At 75.6% G+C, this 20,162-nt stretch carries 20 protein-coding genes; 7 read left to right on the top strand and 13 right to left on the bottom strand.

From position 1 onward, the window contains the following. Positions 1 to 400 precede the first annotated feature (400 nt). Positions 401 to 1,006 (top strand): FHA domain-containing protein, encoded by a 606-nt coding sequence (locus J0910_RS27425; RefSeq protein WP_017595015.1) that lies wholly within the window; start codon positions 401 to 403, stop codon positions 1,004 to 1,006. 150 nt (positions 1,007 to 1,156) lie between these two features. On the opposite strand, the gene J0910_RS27430 is transcribed toward J0910_RS27425, so the two are convergent. Genes J0910_RS27430 through purN form a run of 3 tightly spaced genes read right to left on the bottom strand, consistent with a single transcriptional unit; the run spans position 1,157 to position 4,219 of the window. After that, positions 1,157 to 2,014, bottom strand: a complete 858-nt coding sequence (locus J0910_RS27430) for a bifunctional methylenetetrahydrofolate dehydrogenase/methenyltetrahydrofolate cyclohydrolase (RefSeq protein WP_420161423.1) — start codon at positions 2,012 to 2,014, stop codon at positions 1,157 to 1,159. Positions 2,015 to 2,027: 13 nt separating this feature from the next. After that, positions 2,028 to 3,599 (bottom strand): bifunctional phosphoribosylaminoimidazolecarboxamide formyltransferase/IMP cyclohydrolase, encoded by a 1,572-nt coding sequence (gene purH, locus J0910_RS27435; RefSeq protein WP_420161424.1) that lies wholly within the window; start codon positions 3,597 to 3,599, stop codon positions 2,028 to 2,030. Next, positions 3,596 to 4,219: a phosphoribosylglycinamide formyltransferase gene (purN, locus tag J0910_RS27440; RefSeq protein ID WP_420162105.1), complete on the bottom strand. Its 624-nt coding sequence runs from the start codon at positions 4,217 to 4,219 to the stop codon at positions 3,596 to 3,598. The genes purH and purN overlap by 4 nt, the downstream gene beginning before the upstream one ends. A gap of 192 nt (positions 4,220 to 4,411) precedes the next feature. Between purN and J0910_RS27445 the strand changes: the two genes are divergently transcribed. Beyond that, a complete protein-coding gene (locus tag J0910_RS27445) occupies positions 4,412 to 4,825 on the top strand; it encodes a DUF4190 domain-containing protein (protein ID WP_420161425.1) in 414 nt (137 codons plus the stop codon). Positions 4,826 to 4,828: 3 nt separating this feature from the next. On the opposite strand, the gene J0910_RS27450 is transcribed toward J0910_RS27445, so the two are convergent. From J0910_RS27450 to J0910_RS27470, 5 genes are all read right to left on the bottom strand, one after another. Then, positions 4,829 to 6,151: a cell division protein PerM gene (locus J0910_RS27450; protein ID WP_420161426.1), complete on the bottom strand. Its 1,323-nt coding sequence runs from the start codon at positions 6,149 to 6,151 to the stop codon at positions 4,829 to 4,831. A 100-nt stretch (positions 6,152 to 6,251) separates the two neighbouring features. Further along, complete coding sequence (sucD, locus tag J0910_RS27455) at positions 6,252 to 7,130, bottom strand: succinate--CoA ligase subunit alpha (RefSeq protein WP_420161427.1); 879 nt, start codon at positions 7,128 to 7,130, stop codon at positions 6,252 to 6,254. A gap of 14 nt (positions 7,131 to 7,144) precedes the next feature. Further along, positions 7,145 to 8,329 (bottom strand): ADP-forming succinate--CoA ligase subunit beta, encoded by a 1,185-nt coding sequence (gene sucC, locus J0910_RS27460; protein ID WP_420161428.1) that lies wholly within the window; start codon positions 8,327 to 8,329, stop codon positions 7,145 to 7,147. A gap of 281 nt (positions 8,330 to 8,610) precedes the next feature. Continuing rightward, positions 8,611 to 9,417, bottom strand: a complete 807-nt coding sequence (locus J0910_RS27465; protein ID WP_420162106.1) for a TSUP family transporter — start codon at positions 9,415 to 9,417, stop codon at positions 8,611 to 8,613. Positions 9,418 to 9,490: 73 nt separating this feature from the next. Beyond that, on the bottom strand, positions 9,491 to 9,910 hold the full coding sequence (locus J0910_RS27470; RefSeq protein ID WP_420161429.1) for a coenzyme B12-dependent isobutyryl CoA mutase small subunit: 420 nt from the start codon (positions 9,908 to 9,910) through the stop codon (positions 9,491 to 9,493). Positions 9,911 to 10,000: 90 nt separating this feature from the next. Here J0910_RS27470 and J0910_RS27475 point away from each other — a divergent pair, with 90 nt between their 5' ends. The 3 genes from J0910_RS27475 (at position 10,001) to J0910_RS27485 (ending at position 12,792) form a co-directional block, all read left to right on the top strand. Then, positions 10,001 to 10,291, top strand: a complete 291-nt coding sequence (locus J0910_RS27475) for a hypothetical protein (protein WP_420161430.1) — start codon at positions 10,001 to 10,003, stop codon at positions 10,289 to 10,291. A 34-nt stretch (positions 10,292 to 10,325) separates the two neighbouring features. Continuing rightward, positions 10,326 to 11,849 carry an AlkA N-terminal domain-containing protein gene (locus J0910_RS27480; protein ID WP_420162107.1) on the top strand — a complete coding sequence of 508 codons (1,524 nt, stop codon included), beginning with the start codon at positions 10,326 to 10,328 and terminating at the stop codon, positions 11,847 to 11,849. Between the two features lie 382 nt (positions 11,850 to 12,231). Further along, positions 12,232 to 12,792 (top strand): methylated-DNA--[protein]-cysteine S-methyltransferase, encoded by a 561-nt coding sequence (locus tag J0910_RS27485; RefSeq protein ID WP_420161431.1) that lies wholly within the window; start codon positions 12,232 to 12,234, stop codon positions 12,790 to 12,792. A gap of 116 nt (positions 12,793 to 12,908) precedes the next feature. On the opposite strand, the gene J0910_RS27490 is transcribed toward J0910_RS27485, so the two are convergent. Beyond that, positions 12,909 to 13,259, bottom strand: coding sequence for a hypothetical protein (locus J0910_RS27490; protein WP_420161432.1), 351 nt, complete (start codon positions 13,257 to 13,259; stop codon positions 12,909 to 12,911). Between the two features lie 1,091 nt (positions 13,260 to 14,350). Here J0910_RS27490 and J0910_RS27495 point away from each other — a divergent pair. After that, positions 14,351 to 15,508: an MFS transporter gene (locus J0910_RS27495; protein ID WP_420161433.1), complete on the top strand. Its 1,158-nt coding sequence runs from the start codon at positions 14,351 to 14,353 to the stop codon at positions 15,506 to 15,508. Between the two features lie 488 nt (positions 15,509 to 15,996). Here the strand turns inward: J0910_RS27495 and J0910_RS27500 are convergent, their stop codons facing one another. The 3 genes from J0910_RS27500 to J0910_RS27510 are packed head-to-tail and all read right to left on the bottom strand — an operon-like array spanning position 15,997 to position 18,070. Further along, entirely contained in the window at positions 15,997 to 16,485 is a 489-nt protein-coding gene (locus tag J0910_RS27500; protein ID WP_420161434.1) for a MarR family winged helix-turn-helix transcriptional regulator, read from the bottom strand. Then, positions 16,482 to 17,108, bottom strand: coding sequence for an alpha/beta hydrolase (locus J0910_RS27505; protein ID WP_420161435.1), 627 nt, complete (start codon positions 17,106 to 17,108; stop codon positions 16,482 to 16,484). The genes J0910_RS27500 and J0910_RS27505 overlap by 4 nt, the downstream gene beginning before the upstream one ends. Next, entirely contained in the window at positions 17,105 to 18,070 is a 966-nt protein-coding gene (locus tag J0910_RS27510; RefSeq protein ID WP_420161436.1) for a VOC family protein, read from the bottom strand. Before J0910_RS27510 ends, J0910_RS27505 begins: the two co-directional genes overlap by 4 nt. 113 nt (positions 18,071 to 18,183) lie before the next feature. Here J0910_RS27510 and J0910_RS27515 point away from each other — a divergent pair, with 113 nt between their 5' ends. Then, positions 18,184 to 18,606 (top strand): hypothetical protein, encoded by a 423-nt coding sequence (locus J0910_RS27515; protein WP_420161437.1) that lies wholly within the window; start codon positions 18,184 to 18,186, stop codon positions 18,604 to 18,606. Positions 18,607 to 18,627: 21 nt separating this feature from the next. Here J0910_RS27515 and J0910_RS27520 read toward each other — a convergent pair whose 3' ends face one another. After that, complete coding sequence (locus J0910_RS27520) at positions 18,628 to 20,016, bottom strand: short-chain fatty acyl-CoA regulator family protein (protein ID WP_420161438.1); 1,389 nt, start codon at positions 20,014 to 20,016, stop codon at positions 18,628 to 18,630. Positions 20,017 to 20,162: the final 146 nt, after the last annotated feature.

Here is a 20,162-nt window from a genome sequence, read left to right on the forward strand (position 1 = left end):
AGGGACCGAAACCCCGAGGGAAGTGAGGCCCGTCGGCGAGCGAACCGTCATTGAACACACATCGTGACTGGCCACCGCAGCCCCAGTGTAATGAGTCCGATCGCCCGCCCGTCCCACCCCGCACGGAATCGGATCGCCCACCGTACACCGGATACCGACCCTTAAAGCAGAGCAACGGCGTAAACCTCGCGCGATAGGTGTCTAACGGGCGGGTAAGCGCGTAGAACCGACACACCCCGGGTAACCAACCAGAAGATGAGTGCCACGGTGAGCGAGGACAGCCCCCATGAAGCCCACTCGGACGATCACCGGCAAGCGTTCCGCCCCCGTCTCGCGGCCTCCTGTCGCGCCGCACCGGGCACCGTCCCATCGGCCACGCCCCACAACGGGAGGAACAACCGTGGACGGGCCTTACATACGGGTCGAGGAGAGCGGGGACGTCCGCCGGCTGGGCACCGAGGTGACCACGGTCGGGCGCGGTGAGGGCGCCGACATCCGGCTGAACGATCCCAGCGTCTCGGCGCTCCACGCCGAGCTGGTGCGCCGCGGCCCCTACGTCTACGTCGTCGACCTCGGCCTCTCCCGCAACGGCACCAGGGTCAACGGGCGCCCCATCGCCCGCCGTGTGCTCGAGGAAGGCGACGTCGTCAGTTTCGGCTCCGCCCGGTGCAAGATCGGCGGGCTCCCCCGCGAGGACATCAACCCCGAGGTGGAGCTGCGCCGCGGAGCCGCCCCCGAGCTCACCCGCCGCGAACTCGACGTGCTCACCTCGCTGTGCCGCCCGGCCCTCTCCGACGAGGCGTTCGTGTCCCCCGCGACCGCCCGCGAGATCGCGGAGGACCTGGTGGTCACCGAGGCCGCCGTCAAGCAGCACCTGCTCCGCCTCTACCAGAAGTTCCGCATCCCCGAGGGGACCAACCGGCGGACCCGGCTGGCCAACGAGGTCGTCGCGCTCGGCCTGGTCCGGCCGCTGCCGGTCCCCGACCGCGAGCGCAAGGCCGGCTGAGAGGCCGCCGGGCATCCGGCCGGTCGCCGGGCGGGGCCGCCCCGCGCTCCTCCGCCCACCCGGCCGGGCCGCGCCCGGACACTCCGGGCGGCCGCTCGCACACCCGACGGCCTCTGCGGCGCGGGGGCGGGCCGCCCCCGCGCCCGCGCGTCAGGCCGACGCCGCCCGGCGCTCGGCGGCCTCCACCACGTTGACCAGCAGCATGGCCCGCGTCATCGGCCCCACCCCGCCCGGGTTGGGCGAGACGAACCCGGCGACCTCCCGCACGTCGGAGGCGACGTCCCCGGCCAGGCCCTGCTCGGTGCGGGTCACGCCGACGTCCAGCACCGCCGCCCCCGGCTTCACCATGTCCCCGGTGACCAGGTTCGGCACGCCCGCCGCCGCCACCACGATGTCGGCCCGGCGGGTGTGCGCCGCCAGGTCCCGGGTGCCGGTGTGGCAGAGCGTCACGGTGGCGTTCTCGGTGCGCCGGGTCAGCAGCAGCCCGATCGGCCGGCCCACGGTCACCCCGCGGCCGACCACCACCACCTCGGCGCCCTTGAGCTCCACCCCGTACCGGGTGAGCAGGTCGATGATGCCGCGCGGGGTGCACGGCAGCGGCGCGTCCTGCATCAGCACCAGCTTGCCCAGGTTGGACGGCTGCAGCCCGTCGGCGTCCTTGGCCGGGTCGATCAGGCCCAGCACCCGGTTCTCGTCCAGCCCCCTGGGCAGCGGGAGCTGCACGATGTAGCCGGTGCACGCCGGGTCGGCGTTGAGCTCGGCCACCGCGGCCTCCACCTCGGCCTGGGAGGCCGTGGCGGGCAGGTCCCGGCGGATGCTGGCGATGCCGACCTCCGCGCAGTCCCGGTGCTTGCCCGCGACGTAGGTGCGGCTGCCCGGGTCGTCGCCGACCAGCACTGTGCCCAGCCCGGGGGTGATGCCCTTCTCCCGCAGGGCGGCGACCCGCTCCGCGAGGTCGGCCTTGATCGCCGCGGCGGCGGCCTTGCCGTCGAGGATCTGTGCGCTCACGCTCGTCCCTTCGTCAGTGGAAGAAGTGCCGGGTTCCGGTGAAGTACATGGTGACCCCCGCCTGCTCGGCGGCGGCGGCCACCTCGGCGTCGCGGACCGACCCGCCGGGCTGGACCACCGCGCGCACCCCCGCCTCGGCCAGCGCCTCCAGGCCGTCGGGGAAGGGGAAGAAGGCGTCGCTGGCCGCGACCGCGCCGGCCGCCCGCTCCGCGCCGGCCCGGGTGATCGCCAGCCGCACCGAGTCGACCCGGTTCACCTGGCCCATGCCCACCCCGACGGTGGCGCCGTCCGAGGCGAGCAGGATCGCGTTGGACTTCACCGAGCGCACCGCGCGCCAGGCGAACCCCAGGTCGGCCAGGGTGGCCGCGTCGGCCGGGGCGCCGGTGCGCAGCTCCCAGTTCTTCGGCGCGTCGCCCGGGGCGTCCACCAGGTCGGCCGCCTGGAGCAGCAGGCCGCCGCTGATCTGCCGGGCCTCCGGCCGGGCCGCGCGGTCCGGGGCGGCGACCCTGAGCAGCCGCACGTTCTTCTTCCGGGTGAGCACCTCCACCGCGCCCGGCTCGAAGTCCGGGGCGGCGACGACCTCGGTGAAGACCTCCGCCAGCTGCTCGGCCATGGCCGCGCTCACCGGCCGGTTGGCGGCGACCACCCCGCCGAAGGCCGACACCGGGTCGCAGGCGTGCGCCTTGCGGTGCGCCTCGGCGATGTCGCCGCCCACCGCGATGCCGCACGGGTTGGCGTGCTTGATGATCGCCACGCACGGGTCGGCGAAGTCGTAGGCGGCGCGCAGCGCGGCGTCGCCGTCCACGTAGTTGTTGTAGGACATCTCCTTGCCGTGCAGCTGCTCGGCTCCGGCCAGCCCGGGGCCGGCCGGGCCGGCGGCCGTGTACAGCGCCGCGCCCTGGTGCGGGTTCTCCCCGTAGCGCAGGGTCGCCACCCGCTCGTAGGCCTGGCCGTGGAAGGCCGGCCAGCCGGTCCGCTCGGCCGCCTCGTCCGGGGCGTAGGTCCCGGCGAACCAGGACGCGACCGCGGCGTCGTAGGAGGCGGTGTGCGCGAAGGCCTGCGCCGCCAGGCGCTTGCGCCGCTCCCCGTCGAAGCCGCCCTCGCCCAGCGCGGCCAGCACCTCGCCGTAGGCGCCCGGGTCGACCACCACCGCGACGCTCGCGTGGTTCTTGGCCGCGGCGCGCACCATGGACGGGCCGCCGATGTCGATCTTCTCGATGCACTCGTCGGCGGAGGCGCCGGAGGCGACCGTCTCCCGGAACGGGTAGAGGTTGACCACCACCAGGTCGAACGGCTCCACGCCGAGCTCGGTCAGGGCGGTGCGGTGGTCCTCCTTGCGGCGGTCGGCCAGCAGCCCCGCGTGCACCTTGGGGTGCAGGGTCTTGACCCGCCCGTCCAGGCACTCGGGGAACCCGGTCACCTGCTCCACCGGCGTCACCGGGACGCCCGCGTCCGCGAGCCGGGACGCCGTGGAGCCGGTGGAGACGATCTCCACCCCGGCGCCGGCGAGGCCCCGGCCGAGCGCCTCCAGCCCCGTCTTGTCGTAAACGCTGATCAGCGCGCGCCGAATGGCCTGCCGCGTCACCGGTTCTCCTCTGCTCGTTCCTTGCCCGGCCGGACGGTCCGCCCGTCCAGCCGCCAGCCGTCCCGTGCCAGGCGCCCGACCGCGTCGACCAGCATCCGCTGCTCCACGGCCTTGATCCGCCCGTGCAGCGACGCCTCGTCGTCATCGGGTTCGACCCGCACCGCGACCTGGTCGATGATCGGCCCGGTGTCCACCCCCTCGTCGGCGAAGTGGACGGTGGCGCCGGTGACCTTCACCCCGTGCGCCAGCGCGTCGCGGACCGCGTGCGCCCCGGGGAAGGCCGGGAGCAGCGCGGGGTGCAGGTTGATGACGGTGTTCTCGGCCAGCACCTCGGAGCCCAGGATCCGCATGAAGCCGGCCGAGACCACCAGGTCCGGCCGGTGGGCGGCGATCTCCGCGGCGAGCGCGGAGTTCCAGGCCGACCGGTCCGGATAGGCGGAGAAGGGGGTGCAGAACACGGGCACGCCCGCGTCCGCCGCGGTCTTCAGCCCGGCGGCCCCCTCGCGGTCCGCCCCGACGGCGACCACCTCCGCCCCGTAGCCGGGATCCGACGCCGCTTCGACGAGTGCGGCCATGTTGCTTCCGGCCCCCGAGATGAGGACGACTACTCGCGCCGACAGTGTGCTTCCTCCTCATGGAAAAAGGCGGTGCGGAGATCGGGCGCCGCACGCGCGCGCCCGGGGGCGCGTTGGGAACGCGCAGCATCCGGGCGCTTCTCCAGGCCAGCCTATCTCCCCCTCCGGCCGAGCCGCCCTCCGGCTCCGGTAGCGTCTACATCGGCAGCACCGATGCAGCAGGAAATGAGGTTCCCCGTGACCGACGAGACGCCGCAGCCGCGCGCCGATGGGCAGCAGCCCACCGTCGAAAAGGGCGGTCTGTGGGGCGTCTTCCTCGCCGCCATCGGCCTGATGTGGCCGCCGTTCGGGATGCCCTTCTCGCTGATCGGCATCGTCCAGGGCCGCAGGGCCCGCAAGGCCGCCCGCGCCAGCCGGGGGCAGGCCCCCGGGGCGGTGCTCAGCATGGTGCTGGGCTGGGTCGGCCTGGTGGTGTCGGTGTTCGCCATCGCCGGCTACGCGGTCTTCTGGAACGAGTACACCGCCTACCGGGACTGCTCCGCCCGGGCGCTCACCACCAGCGCCCAGCAGGACTGCGACGACGCCTGGCGCGCCGACGTCGCCGAGCGCGCCGGCATCCCGGAGGAAGAGGTCCCGGCGCTGGGCTCGTGAGGCTCAGCGCTCCGGTTCGGCCTCGTAGGTGATCCCGGCGAACTCCTCGGAGTCCTCCTCGGGCCCGCCGCCCGGGTCCTCCTGCCCGCCGGGCGGCTCCCCGGACTCCTCCCCGTCCTCTCCGCCCTCCGCGGCGGTGCGGCGGAAGTGCCGCCAGTTCGCCAGCCACGCGGCGATCGCCGCGGACACCCCCACCTCCAGCGCGGTGATCAGGCCGACCTGCCAGGCCGACGGGCCGACCTCGGCCAGCCGGTGGGCGCCGATCGGGCCGCCGGCCAGCAGCGACAGCGCGGCGCACACCAGCCCGGTCGCCACCCCGCACACGAACCCCCACAGCGGCGCGGCCTCGCTGACCACGGTGGGCGCGCTGCGCTGGGTGAGCACCCCGCCCACCGCGCCGGCCGCGAACGGCGCGGCCAGGGCGGCCAGGGCCGGCAGCGGGGCCGGGCCGTTGTCCGGCAGCGCGGCCAGCATCGGCAGCATCGGCACCGCGCCGACCGCCACCCCGGTGGGCGCCACCATCGTTCCGGCGCCGACCGCGAACCCGGGCCCCACCGCGAACGCCAGTCCGAACACCAGCGCGTTGGGCAGGAAGAGCAGCTGCACGATGAAGAGCAGCGTCCCCCCGACCGGGCCGGGGGCCAGTTCCCGGGTGACGGCGGCGGCCTCGCCGAACCCGGCGGCCAGGCCGGAGAAGAACAGCACCGCGCCGCTGAGCAGCAGCACCCCGGTGGCGCCCGCGGTGCCCGCCAGCAGCGAGCGGGGCCGGTCCGGCATCAGCTCCAGCATCCGCCGCACCGGAATCCGCTTGTCGATGAGCTGCTGGCGGAGCACGCCCAGGCCGCCGGCGAGGAACGCCAGCACGAACCCGGCGAACAGCGCCTGCGGGACGCTCGGCCGGATCACCTCGGTCTGGGCGATGAGCGCCAGCGTGCCGGAGATCGCGGCGTAGGGGCCGGCCAGGGCGATGGCGGCGCGGAAGGTGTGCCGCAGCCGGGTCGGCTCGCCGGTGCGCCCCAGCCACCGGCCGGCCCGGTAGAGCAGAAGGCCGGGCAGGACCACCAGCCCCAGCGGGAGCATCATCACCTCGCCGCCGGGGATGCCGAAGCCGACCAGGTGGCCGACGAGCCAGGCCTGGACCGCGGTGCGGGCCACGTCGGCGATCTCCTTGCCGAGGGCGTCGTGCGGGGCGGCGACCCAGCCGATCAGGGTGAAGGTGAGCAGCACCGCCATGCCGACGCCGGCCGCCCAGGCGGCGGCGAGCCCTCCGGCGGTGTACAGGGGGCGCTGGTCGGTTCTGGCTGCGGGCGTACTCACCCGGTCCATGCTGCCAGCCCCGCCCGCGGCGGTCACCTCCGGACACGGCGGCGGCCCCGCCCCGGGATCCGGGACGGGGCCGCCGTGCACGGTGTCGGTGCGGCCGTCGTCAGAACAGCTCGCGAGCGAGCTTGGCCGTCTCGCTGGGGGTCTTGCCCACCTTGACGCCGGCGGCCTCGAGGGCCTCCTTCTTGGCCTGGGCGGTGCCCGAGGACCCGGACACGATCGCGCCCGCGTGCCCCATCGTCTTGCCCTCCGGCGCGGTGAACCCCGCCACGTAGCCCACCACGGGCTTGGTGACGTTGGCCTTGATGAACTCCGCGGCCCGCTCCTCGGCGTCCCCGCCGATCTCGCCGATCATCACGATCGCGTCGGTGTCGGCATCGGCCTCGAAGGCCGCCAGGGCGTCGATGTGGGTGGTCCCGATGATCGGGTCCCCGCCGATGCCCACGCAGGTGGAGAAGCCGATGTCGCGCAGCTCGTACATCATCTGATACGTCAGCGTGCCCGACTTCGACACCAGCCCGATCCGGCCCGGCTTGGTGATGTCGGCCGGGATGATCCCGGCGTTGGAGGCGCCCGGGGTGATCAGGCCGGGGCAGTTGGGCCCGATGATCCGGGTCCTGTTGCCCTTCTCGGTGGCATAGGCCCAGAAGTAGGCGGTGTCGTGCACCGGCACGCCCTCGGTGATGACCACCGCCAGCCCGATGCCGGCGTCGACCGCCTCGATCACGGCGTCCTTGGTGAACTTCGGCGGCACGAAGATCACCGTGGTGTCGGCGCCGGTGGCGGCCATGCCCTCGGCCACCGACCCGAACACCGGCACCTCGGTGCCGTCGAAGTCCACCGCGGTGCCGGCCTTGCGCGGGTTGACCCCGCCCACCACCTGGGTGCCGGCGGCCAGCATGCGCCGGGTGTGCTTGGTGCCCTCAGAGCCGGTCATGCCCTGGACCAGCACCTTGCTGTCCTTGGTCAGGAAGATCGCCACGTGTCTCGCCCCTTCTACTTCGCCGCGGCCAGCTGCGCGGCCTGCGCGGCGGCGCCGTCCATGGTCTCCACCTGGCGCACCGCGGGGTGGGCCCGCTCGGTCAGGATGGAGCGGCCCAGCTCGGCGCTGTTGCCGTCCAGGCGCACCACCAGCGGCTTGGTCACGTCGTCGCCGCGCGACTCCAGCAGCTCCAGGGCCTGCACGATGCCGTTGGCCACCGCGTCGCAGGCGGTGATCCCGCCGAACACGTTGACGAACACCGACTTGACGTCGGCGTCGCCCAGGATGATCTCCAGGCCGTTGGCCATCACCTCGGCCGAGGCGCCGCCGCCGATGTCGAGGAAGTTGGCGGGCTTGACCCCGCCGTGGGCCTGGCCGGCGTAGGCGACCACGTCCAGGGTGGACATGACCAGGCCCGCGCCGTTGCCGATGATGCCGACCTGACCGTCGAGCTTGACGTAGTTCAGGCCCTTCTCCTTCGCCTTGACCTCGAGGGGGTCGCCCTCGGCGGCGGAGGAGAGGCTCTCCAGGTCCTGGCGGAACTCGGCGTTCTCGTCCAGGGTGACCTTGCCGTCCAGGGCGACGACGCGGCCGTCGCCGGTGAGGATCAGCGGGTTCACCTCGACCAGGGTGGCGTCCTTGGAGACGAAGACGTCCCAGAGCTTGGTGATCACCTCGGCGGCGCCCGCGGCGGCGGCCTCGGGCAGCTTGCCCTTGGCCGCGATCTCCGCGGCGATCTCGGCCGGCGCGCCCTTGATCGGGTCGATCGCGACCTTGGCGACGGCCTCCGGGTTGGTCTCTGCGACCTCTTCGATCTCCACGCCGCCCTCGGCGGAGCAGATCGACAGGAAGGTCCGGTTGGCGCGGTCCAGCAGGAAGGAGAAGTAGTACTCCTCCGCGATGTCGCTGGCCTCCTCGATCAGGACGCGGTGGACCGTGTGGCCCTTGATGTCCATGCCGAGGATCTGCTCGGCCTTGGCCTGGGCGTCCTCGGGGCCGTCGGCGACCTTCACACCGCCGGCCTTGCCGCGGCCACCGGTCTTGACCTGGGCCTTGACAACGACGCGGGAGGTCCCTGCCGCCGCGAACTCGTCGGCGATGGCACGGGCCTCATCGGCCGTGCTCGCCACCTTTCCCTGGGGTACCGGCACCCCATGCTCCGCGAAGAGCGCCTTCGCCTGGTATTCGAACAGGTCCACGAGGGTCCGTCCTTGTTACTCGCTGGCTGCAGTGGTCTGCGGGGGTCGTGTCACTCGAACGGCGCCTCGGACGCACCGCCGGGAACCGTTGCCCGGCGCTCCGCGTTGAACATGAGTTCCGTCGAAGAATCCACCCGCAACATGCGAAAGCTTAGCCCTCCCGGGTGCGGCGAAGGGCCACCGGCCCTCGCCTGACAGGCGGTTACACCCCGCTGAGAGGTACGCCACCGGTCCCGGCCAGGGATTTGCGTGAGAATTCGTGTGACCAGTCACATCGCCCGTCACAACAGCGCGGACAGCGGATCGGGCAGCATTCCGGAGAACTGCTCCCAGGCCAGCTTGGCCAGCAGCGCGACGACGACCACCACCAGCACCCCGCGCACGAACCCGGCGCCGCGGCGCACCGCCATCCGCGCCCCCACCTGGGCTCCCGCGATGTTGCACGCGGCCAGCGAGAGGCCGAGCAGCCACAGCACGTCGCCGTTGGAGGCGAACACCGCCAGCGCGCCCAGGTTGGTCGCGGTGTTCACGATCTTGGCCGACGCCGACGCCTCCACGAAGTCCATCCCGACGATCCCGGTGAGCGCCAGCACCAGGAACGTCCCGGTGCCCGGCCCCACCAGGCCGTCGTAGAACGCGATCCCGCAGCCGGCCACCGCGACCGCGGCGACGATCCGGCCGCGCCCCGGCGGCCCCGGCCGCGACGACGCGCCCAGCGACGGCCGGGCGACCACGATCGCCAGCACCAGCGCGAGCACCGCCATCACGATCGGGCGCAGCGCGTCGGAGGAGATCGCCCCGGCCAGAGCGGCTCCGGCCCCGGCGCCGAGCAGCGCCAGGCCCGCGGCCGGCCACACGATCCGCGGTTCCAGGCGCAGCCCGCCGCGGCGCACGAACGCGGCCGCCGCGGACGCGGTGCCGAAGACCGCGGCCAGCTTGTTCGTGCCGAGCAGCCGGGCCACCGGGGCGTCCGGGAAGGCCACCATCAGCGCGGGCAGCAGGAGCAGCCCGCCTCCGCCGACCACCGCGTCGATCCACCCGGCGGCGGCCGCCGCCGCGAGCAGGACGAGAAGGGTATCGGCGCCTATATCACCCAGGGTCACAAGCGGCGGAGTCTATCCCGGCGCCCCCTGCGGCCCGCCCACCGGCCCCGCACCCGGGCTATCCGGCGGTGTGCAGCGCCCGGACGTTCCCCCGCACCCAGTCGCCGATCTCGGCGGTGGTGGCGCCGGGCGTGAAGATCTTCGCGACGCCCATCCGCTCCAGCTCCGGGATGTCCTCATCGGGGATGATGCCGCCGCCGAACACGGTGATGTCCGGGGCGCCGTTCTCCCGCAGCAGCTCCAGCACCCGGCCGAACAGCGTCATGTGCGCCCCGGAGAGCACCGACAGCCCGATGGCGTCGGCGTCCTCCTGCAGGGCCGCGGCGACGATCATCTCCGGAGTCTGCCGCAGCCCGGTGTAGATCACCTCGACCCCGGCGTCGCGGAGCGCCCGGGCGACCACCTTCACCCCGCGGTCGTGCCCGTCCAGTCCCGGTTTGGCGATGACCACCCGCAGCGCCGGCGCCTTCGCGGACATGTCCGCCTCCCCTCGCAGCGCGGACCACAGCTGCAGGGTAACCCGGATCACCCCCTGTTCAACGGAGGAGCCGAGGGGTATCTGTCCGGTATGACCGACGACGTCGAAGGAACCGCCGAGCTCGACGGCCTCGACACCGAGGAGCTCCGCCGACGCGCGTTCGCGCGCGCCCGGCAGCGGTGGGACGTGCAGTTCTTCTGGCACATCATCAAGAGCATCCCCGCGGCGGAGGCCGCCACCGGCCGCTGGGAGGCCGGCCCGGAAGGGGTGTCCACCGCCTCCGCCCAGGTCAGCGAGGCCCTCGCGGAGCACGGCGACCCCCGGGTGCAGGAGGTCCTGCGCCCCGTCTACATCGAGTACCTCACCGAGCACGGTGGCTGAAACCCGCCAGCGCGACGCCCGCCCCGCGGCCAGGATGGGACGGGTGAGCTTGAGCGACGATCAGCGCTACCGCGCCGTGGCGGGCAAGGACGCCCGGTTCGACGGCGTCTTCTACACCTGCGTGACCAGCACCGGGATCTACTGCCGGCCGAGCTGCCCGGCCGCCGTGCCCAAGCGCGGCAACGTCCGGTTCCTGCCCTCGGCCGCGGCCGCCCAGGCGCACGGCTTCCGCGCCTGCAAGCGGTGCCGGCCGGACGCCTCCCCCGGGTCGCCGGAGTGGAACGCCCGCGCCGACGCGGTGGGGCGCGCCATGCGGCTGATCGCCGACGGGGCCGTGGACCGGGACGGGGTGACCGGGCTGGCCGGCGCGCTCGGCTACAGCGAGCGGCAGCTCAACCGGATGCTCACCGCCGAGCTCGGCGCGGGCCCGCTGTCGCTGGCCCGGGCCCGCCGCGCGCAGACCGCCCGCATCCTCATCGAGACCACCGCCCTGCCGATGTCCGACATCGCGTTCGCCTCCGGCTTCGCCAGCATCCGGCAGTTCAACGACACGGTCCGCGAGGTCTTCGACCGCAGCCCGTCGCGGATGCGCGAGCACGCCGCCCGGGGCGCCGACCCGGCCGGCGCCGGCGGCATCGCGCTCCGGCTGCCGTTCCGCGAGCCGCTGGACGCCGGTCCGCTCTTCGCCTTCCTCGCGGCGCGCGCCGTGCCCGGGGTGGAGGAGGTCTCCGGCGGGGTGTACCGGCGCGCGCTCGCCCTGCCGCACGGGGCCGGGGTCGCCGAGATCGACACCGCTCCGCGCACCGGCCGCGGCGCCCACCTCCGCTGCCGCCTGCACCTGGACGACCTGCGCGACCTGGGCGCCGCCGTGCAGCGCTGCCGGCGCCTGCTCGACCTGGACTGCGACCCCGGGGCGATCGCCGGGGTGCTCTCCGCCGACCCGCTGCTGGCGCCCTCGGCCGCCGCCCGCCCGGGGCTGCGCTCCCCCGGCGCCGCCGACCCGGCCGAGTACGCGGCGCGCGCCGTCATCGGCCAGCAGGTGTCGGTCGCCGCGGCCCGCACCGTCGCCGGCCGGCTGGCCGAGCGGTACGGCGAACCGCTCTCCCCCGCGCTGGCCGCGCTGCCCGGCGGGGTGGACCGGCTCTTCCCCTCCCCCGGGGCGCTGGCCGCCGCCGGCCCGGACGCCCTGCCGATGCCGGCGCCCCGGGCGCGCGCCCTGGTCGCGCTCTGCGCGGAGCTGGACTCCGGCGGCATCGACCTGGGCCCCGGCGCCGACCGGGAGGAGAGCGCCGCCCTGATGCTGCGCCTGCCCGGCATCGGCCCGTGGACCGCCGACTACATCCGGATGCGCGCCCTGGGCGACCCGGACGTCCTGCTCCACCAGGACCTGGTGGTGCGCAGATCGCTGGAGCGGCTGGCCCCGAACGCGGCGGCGGCCCCCGCCGAACGGGGCCGCGCCTGGGGGCCGTACCGCTCCTACGCCACCCACCACCTGTGGGCGCTCGCCGGCCCCGCCGCGCAGGACCCCGTCCCCGCCGCGGCCGGAGGCCGAGGATGACGCCCCTGCCCGCGCCACCGCGCCACCGCGTCGGCGGAGGGTACCGCCCCGCCCCATGAGCGGGCTCCCGGTGGACCGGCGGTCTCCGGCGCCCCCGCTACGGCGGAGCGCCGCGGCGGCCGCCGCCGGAGAGGGCGATAATCGAGACCGCTCCCGCCCGCCCCCGGAGCCCCGCGGGAGCCGCCGGATCGGCGGTGCGGCCGGCGGGACGGGAGCACCCGGCGCAGCGCCCGGCCGCACCTCTCGGTCCGGTGCAGGAGGCCGGTCCGGCGACCGGAGCGCCCCGCAGGACCGGGCGGCCGCCCCTCGGAGGCCGCGCGAGGCGAGCGGCGATCGACCGCACCCGGCCGCGCCGGGCCACCCGACGACTTACGGAGCAGCGATGACCACCCCACCGCCCGGCCAGGACGCCCTCCCGCTGGACGTCCCCGAGCCCGCCGCGGCGCCGATGGCCGACTTCCGCGCGCCGCTGCCCGGACCGGTCCGCTACGACCTGGTCCCCTCCCCGCTGGGCGACCTGCTGCTCACCGGGGACGGCGAGTCGCTGACCGGCCTGCACATGGACGCCCCGCCCCCGCCGGACGCGGTGCACGACCCCGGTTCGCTCCGCGGCACCGCCGAGGAGCTGCGCGCCTACTTCGCCGGCGAGCTGCGGGAGTTCTCCGCCCGGCTGGCCCCCTCCGGTTCCGCCTTCCAGCTCCAGGTCTGGCGGCACCTGACGGCCGTCCCCTACGGGCGCACCGCGAGCTACGGCGACATCGCCCGCGCCCTGGACGCCCCGGGCGCCTCCCGCGCCGTGGGCACCGCCAACAACCGCAACCCGATCTCGATCGTCATCCCCTGCCACCGCGTCGTCGGCGCGGACGGCTCCCTCGTCGGCTACGGCGGCGGCCTGCCCCGCAAGCAGACCCTGCTCCGCCTGGAGCGCACCGGCCGCCTCTGACGGCCGGGCCCCACGGCGGCACCGCACCGGGCGGCACCGCACCGGGCGGCACCGCACCGGGCGGCGCCGCATTGGGCGGGACCGGGCCGGGCGGCCCCGTGCGGAGTCGGGCCGCTTCAGTCGCCCTGCGACCACGCGGAGACCGGGAGCGCCAGGTAGACGCCGAAGTCGCGGAGCCCCATCGCGGCCCGGATCTCCCGGTGCAGCCCGTCCACCCGCTCCTGCCGGTCGGCGGCCCTGCTCTCGAACCACTTGGACTTCACCTCGATCACCACGTCCAGGCCGCTCCGGTCCAGCGGGCCGCGCATCCGGAAGCGGATCTCCATGTCGCCCGGCTTCACGTCCCCGTCGTAGGGCTCCTCGGGGCACTCCACGGCCTTGGACACCAGGTGCGGCAGTACCGAGCCCAGTTCGCGGAGCTCCGACTCGGCGACCCCGGGCGCATGGGTGACTTCGACGATCGGCATCGGCCCATCCTAGGCCGGTCCCCTCCGGCGCCCGCCGAACCGCGGCGCGGACGAACCGGTGGCCCGGCGCGGCAGCGCCCCAGGGGGTACGGCTCCGGGGAGCCCCGGCACGCCTCCGCCCCGGCCCCTCCCCGGACGCCTTCCCCGTCGTCCGCACGGACACCCCCGCAGAACGCGGCCCTGGGTCTATCGCCACCGCGCCGAAGCCCCCGCCCCTCGAAAGAGGGGAGGGCGCGAAGCCGCACCGGACCGAAGAGACCGGGCCTCCGCGAATCCGGTGAAGCGCCGCACCCCACAGACGATCCGGCGAGGCGCAGCCCCGGCCCTCCGCACCGCCGTACCGAAGACCCGGGCGCCCCTCGGCAAGGGAGAGGGCGCGAAGCCGCGCCGAGCCGAAGAGACCGGGCCCGTGAGGCCCGAGAAGCGCCGTCCGCCCACTCCGGCTGGGCCCGGCCTGCTCCCGCTCCGCAGGCCCGGCCGCCCTCGACAGAGAGCAGACGCGAAGTCGCGCCAGACCGAAGGAACCAGCCCCCGCGCCGACCCGAGAAGCACCGCCCCGCGCGGGGCGTGCGGCCGGGGCCGAGGGGCGCCGTGCTGCGCGGCAGTGCACCGTCCGGGCGGGATGTGCGGGTACGCCCGTTCGCGGCCACGCCCAAGGGACGGGGACGCGGGCGCCCGGCCTTCGGAAGCGGTGCCTTCTCGGCGAGGCCGATGAGCCCGGCTCGCGGGCGGCGCGCCCTGCCGACCGCCCCGGAGGGCACCGGCGGGGACGGCTCTCTGAAAAGCGGACCGGAGGCGTTTCGGGTAGCGTGGGGCCGTCCCGGCGGTAAGGGCCGCGTCGAGCATCACCGCTCCGCCCCCGTTCCCGCCTGCGCTCCGCACCGCGGAGTCGGCGCCCCGGGCGCTCCCCGAGGACGGCGCGCCTCCTTCCTCTCCGCGTCACCACCGCCTTCCGGTGCACGCGGTCTTCCGGTCCTCCCGGTTCCAGCCCCTGCCCGGCTCCGCGCGGAGCCGTCCGCCGGCGTGCCCTCGCACGTCCGCCGCGGGCTCCGCGCCCGACGGACACCGGCCTCCCTGGAAGGACCCCGACCATGCGCACCCCGCCCACGACCGGACCGGCGCGCGCCGCCCTCGCCTTCGGCGCGGGCGCGTTCTGCGTGCAGTTCGACTCCTTCGCGCTGAACACGGCGCTGCCCGCGATCGGCGCCGACCTGGGGCTGTCCGGGGCCCGGCTGCCGCTGACCGTGGGCGTCTACCTGCTGGCGTGCGCGGCCGCGATGGTCCCCGGCGGCCGGATCGGCGACGCGGTGGGGCACCGCGCGGTGCTGGCCTGCGGTCTGGCCCTGTTCGGTGCGGGTTCGCTGCTCTGCGCGCTCGCCCCCACCGGGGAGCTGCTCATCGCCTTCCGCGCGCTGCAGGGCGTGGGCGGCGGGCTGGTGATGCCCTCGGGGCTGGCCCTGGTCGGCCGGGACGCCCGCGCGGCGGGGCTGGCGCTGGGCGCGGCGGGGTCGGCCACGGCGCTCGGGCCGGTGCTCGGCGGCATGCTGACCGAGCTCGCCGGGTGGCGGTGGGTCTTCGCGGGGGTGCTGCCGATCACCGCCGCCGCGCTGGTCGCGGCGGTGGCCGCGGGTTCCGCAGGCGCCCCCGGGAAGGCCGCCGACGGCCCCCGGGAGGGCGCCGGAGGCGGTACCGGCGGCACCGTCGACAGCCCCCGGGAGGACGTCCCTGGGGCCGGCACCGGCGGCGGCGCGGGGCGTCCGGGCCGCGGTGCGGGGCTGGGGCGGGAGTTCGCCGCGGGCACCGCCCTGGGGGCGCTGGCCAACGCCGCGACGGTGGTGTGGCTGTTCGCCGGGCCGGTGCTGCTGCAGGGCGCGGCGGGCCTGACCCCGGCCCAGGCGGGCCCGGCGTTCGCGCTCCCCTCGCTGGCCATGGCCGCGGCCGGGCCGGCCGCCGGGCGGATCGCCGACCGGTTCCCGGCGCTGCCCGCGCTGGCCCTGCTGACCTCGGCGGGCTGCGCGGGCCTGGCCGCGCTCCCCGCCGCGGCGTCCGCGCCGCTGCCCGCGCTGCTCGCCCTGCTCACCGCGTGCGGCCTGGCGCTGGGCACCGCGAACGCGCTGGCGCTCATCGCGACCCGGCGCGCGGCCCCCGAGCACTCCGCCGGCCTCGCCTCGGGCATCGCCAAGACCGCGGTGACCGCCGCGGGCGGCGCCGCCATGGCCGCACTGGGCGCCCTGCCCGCCGCCCGGTGAGAGCGGACCGCCCGCACGGACGCCGAGGCCGCCGTCCCGCCCGACCGGTCGCCGGTGCCCGTCGGGGCCTGGTCCGCAGCTCGCGGTGTCCGCACGGTGCCGGCGGGCCCTCCCCGGAACCCGGGCCTGCGGCCCGCCCTCCGGGCCCGGAACCGCGCGGCGGTGGAGCGGCGGGGCCGACGCTTCAGCGGGCCGCCCGCCTCTCCCCGGGAAAGGAGCCGGGCTCCGGCGCCGAGCGACCCGGCCGGCCGCCGGGGCCCTCTCGGGAGAGGCGGAAGGCGGGCGCCCTGCGGCGTCCGCCGTCCTTCTGCCGTCGGAGGCCGGGACCGTGCGGCGCGGCGGAGGGGACACCGGCGTCCGAGGCGCGCCCCGGCCCTGCGGGCCCCGGCTCGCGGGGCAGGGGCCCGGCCGGACGCCGGAGAGGGGCGGAGGCCGCGTCCTTCCCCGCGCCCCTCACCGGCCCTGCGGGCCCCTGGCCGTCGGCGGGGTCAGGGGGTGGAGGGGCCGGGGAGGTCGGCGGGGTCGTCGACCTCCAGGATCGCCATGAGTTCGCCGAGGGCGTCGACCTGGGCCGGGGAGAGGCGGTCGAAGACCCGGCCGCGGACCGCGGCGACGTGCCCCGGGGCGGCGTCCACCAGGGTCTCGGCCCCCTGGTCGGTGAGGACCGCCCAGAAGCCGCGGCGGTCGTCCTCGCACGGTTCGCGGCGGACGTGGCCGGCCGTCTCCAGCCGGGAGATCTGGTGGGTCAGCCGGCTCTTGGAGACCAGGACCTCCTCGGCGAGGCGGCGCATCCGCATCCGGCGGCCCGGCGACTCGGAGAGCGCGACCAGGATGCCGTACTCCACCAGGGTCAGTCCTCCGGTCCGGCGCAGGTCGCGGTCGAGTTCGGTCTCGATCCCGGCCTGGGCCCGCAGCAGGCTCCGCCAGACCCGCTGCTCCCGGTCGCTCAGCCACTCCACCTCGCCCATGCGCGTCATCGTAGCCGCGCCAGCCGCTCCCGGGCGGCGTCCACCAGGTGCGGCGGCAGGGAATGCCCGCCCGGGTGCTCGGCGAGCTCCACCCCGGCCCCGCGCGCGCCGAGCTGCTCGGCGAGCAGCCGCGCCTGGCCGACCGGGGTGATCGGGTCGGCGGCGCCGGCGCCGATGAACACCTCGGTCCCGGTCAGGTCGGCCCCCGGCGGTTCGCGGTCCTGCAGCGGCGCGGCGGCCGCGAACAGCGCGGCTCCGCGCAGCAGCCCGGGGTGGAGCAGGAGCAGCGCCGCGGCCATGTTGGCGCCGTTGGAGAAGCCCGCCGCGACCACCCGGCCGGGGTCGAAGCCGTACCCGTCCGCGGCCTCCCGGACGAAGCCGGCCAGCTCCGCGGCGCGGGCGACCACGTCGTCGACGTCGAAGACCCCCTCCCGCAGCCGGCGGAACCACCGGTTCGCGCCGTTCTCGTCCACCCGGCCGCGCGGGGAGAGCAGCCCCGCGCCCGGGTGCAGCGCCCGGCCCAGGCCGAGCAGGTCGTGCTCGTCGGCGCCGGTGCCGTGCAGCAGGAGCAGGGTGGGGGCGCCGTCCCGCTCGGCGGGGCGGTGGACGTGGGCGAAGCCGCCGGGGGTCACCGACGCCCCTCCGCCCCGGTCGCGGCCAGCTCGGGCAGGTTCCGCTCGATCTCCGCCCGGCGCGGCTCCAGCCACGGCGGCAGCCGCAGCGCCCGGCCCAGGTCCAGCAGCGGCTCGTCGTAGTCGAAGCCGGGGCCGTCGGTGGCGATCTCCAGCAGCACGCCGCCGGGTTCGCGGAAGTAGATCGAGGTGAAGTAGGAGCGGTCGCGGATCTCGGTGACGTCCACGCCGCCGTCGGCCAGGGAGCGCCGCCACCCCTCCTGGGTGGAGGCGTCCGGGGCGCGGTAGGCGACGTGGTGCACGGTTCCGGCGGCGACCAGGCCGCGCTCGGCCCGCGGGTCGGCGAGCACGTCGACCACGGTGCCCACGCCGCCGCCGGCGCCGGAGGTGCGGAACCGGTAGCGGCCGCCGCGCTCCTCGGCCAGGCGGAACCCGAGGGTGCCGCCGAGCATCCGCGCGGTGCCCTCGTGGTCGTGCTCGGTGAGCGTCACCGCGCGGATCCCGCGGATCGCGTGCTCGACCGGGACGGCGCCGCCGTCCCACGGGTCGGCCCCGGTGTGGTCGGCGGCGGCGACCAGCTCGATGGCCAGGCCGTCCGGGTCGCGGAGGCCGAGCACGTCCTCGTCCATCCGCTCGGCGGGGCGGGTCGCCTCGACGCCGAGCCGGGCCAGGTGCCGGCTCCACCAGCCGAGCGACCCCTCCGGCACCGCGAAGGAGGTGGTGGTGGCCTGCCCGGCGCCGATCCGCCCCTTGGGCGCGTCCGGCCAGGGGAAGAAGGTCATGACGGTGCCGGGGTTGCCGGCCCGGTCGCCGTAGTAGAGGTGGTAGGTCTGCGGGGCGTCGAAGTTGACCGTCCGCTTCACCAGCCGCATGCCCAGCGCGTTCAGGTAGAAGTCGGCGTTGGCCTGCGGATCGCTTGCGATCGCGGTGACGTGGTGGATCCCGTTCGGGCGGACGTCCATGGCGGCCTCCTCTGTGGTGCGGTCGGGTACCGGCACCCGGAACAACAGTTCAATTTTCAACTACATTCCCGTATCCGCCCTCCCTGGGCCCCCGCGGAGCTAATCTGACCCGCATGGCGCACCGACACCCCAGCAGACTCAACGCCGAGCACGTCGCCCACCCCTCGGCGCGGCGGCTGCTCAAGGCGGAGCTCGCCAACTGCGCCGAATGCCGCGCCTCCGGCGACGCCGAGGCCCTGCGCCACCCCGACGTCCTCGACTCCCTGCTCCGCGGGTTCGTCCTCAAGCGCGCCGCCCAATGGCGCGACCGCCACTCCCGCTACCCCACCGCCCTCTACGACCTGGCTCCCCCGGCCGAGCTGCGGCTGCTGTCCGCCCCCACCCGCGAAGCGGCCCGGCTGTGCGTCATCGGCTCCCGCTCCGGCGACCGGGTCGACACCACCGCCGCCCTGGACGAACTGGAGGCGATGACCGCCGCCGAGCGCCGCCGGGTCCTGGACGACATCATCGACGCCCTCCTCGAAGGCGAGGGCTGACCCCCTCCCCCGCACCGCGGATCACCGCGGGCGGCCACCGGGCCCGGGCGCCGTCGGATAGGGCGCCACCGTGCTGGTGTTCTCGTTCACCAGCAGCGGCCGCCCGGCCGGCGGGAACGCCCGCTGCGGGCAGGCCGGCCGGTCGCACACCTTGCACCCCAGGCCGATCGGGACCGCCGCGCGCGGATCGGCCAGGTCCAGCCCCGCGGAGTAGACCAGCCGGCGGGCATGGCGCAGCTCGCAGCCGAGCCCCACCGCGAAGGCCTTCGGCACCGCCCCGTGCCGCACCGGGGCGCCGCCCACCGTCCGCGCCACCCAGAAGTAGGACCGCCCGTCCGGCATCTGCGCGATCTGCGTCCGGACCTCCCCCGGAGAGGAGAACGCCGCGTAGACGTTCCACAGCGGGCAGGTGCCGCCCGCCCGGGAGAAGTGGAACCCGGTCGCCGACTGCCGCTTCGACATGTTGCCCGCCCGGTCGACCCGGACGAAGGAGAACGGCACCCCCTTGCGCCCCGGCCGCTGCAGCGTGGACAGCCGGTGGCAGACCGTCTCGAACCCCACCCCGAACACGTCGGCGAGCAGCCCGATGTCGTACCGCTCCGCCTCCGCCGCCTCCAAGAACGCCCCGTAGGGCAGGATGAACGCCCCCGCGAAGTAGTTCGCCAACCCGATCCGGGCCAGCTGCCGGGCCTGCCCGGTGCGCAGCTCATCGCCCTGCGCCAGCTCCGCCAGGAGCGGACCGTGCTCCAGGAACGCCAGCTGGGTCGCGGCCTGGAACTCCCGCTGCCCCGGGGTGAGCCGCGCCGGCAGCGACAGCACCCGCGCCACCGGGTCGTAGCCGCGCTTGCGGCGCTCCTCCTCCCCCGGTGGCCCCGTCACCACCCGCACCCCGTGCCGCTCGGCCAGCCGCCGCTCCGCACTCCCCGCGGCGGCCAGCTCCTCGGCCGACTCGTCCAGCTCCCCCACATAGTTGCGGCGCGCGTAGAAGAAGTCCCGGACCTGCTCGTAGGCCATCGGCTCGGCCGGCCCCGCCCCGCCGTCGCGCACCTCCGCCAGGGCCGCCGCCTGCCCGGAGACGTCCCGGTACCGCCGGTGCAGCGCCAGCACCGAGCGGGCCACCGACGGCAGCGACCCGGCCAGCTCGTCCAGGTCCTCCGCGGACGCCTCGGGCAGCGCCTCGCGCAGCTCCGCGATGAGCCTGGCGGTATCGGACTCGGAGAAGAACCCCGGGTCCACACCGAACGCCTCGGCCAGCCGGAGCAGCACCGGAACGCTCAGCGGGCGCTGGTTGCGCTCCATCTGGTTCAGATAGCTGGGCGAGACGCCGAGCTCGCGCGCCATCTCCACCTGCTTGAGGGAGCGCTCCTGGCGCAGTCCGCGCAACCGGGCCCCCGCGAACACCTTGCGCATGCCCCGGAGTATACGCATTTCCTGCACGCCGGATCTTCGCAGGATTCGCAGAATCACCGCCGACAATTAACAAGAATAGGCTTTTTCACCCACTCGACCTGCGCACAGGCCGTTTGGCAGGCTCAAGGCGAAGGAAGCGAAGAACG

Source organism: Nocardiopsis oceanisediminis, assembly GCF_048595525.1.
Classification (GTDB): Bacteria; Actinomycetota; Actinomycetes; order Streptosporangiales; family Streptosporangiaceae; genus Nocardiopsis_A; species Nocardiopsis_A oceanisediminis.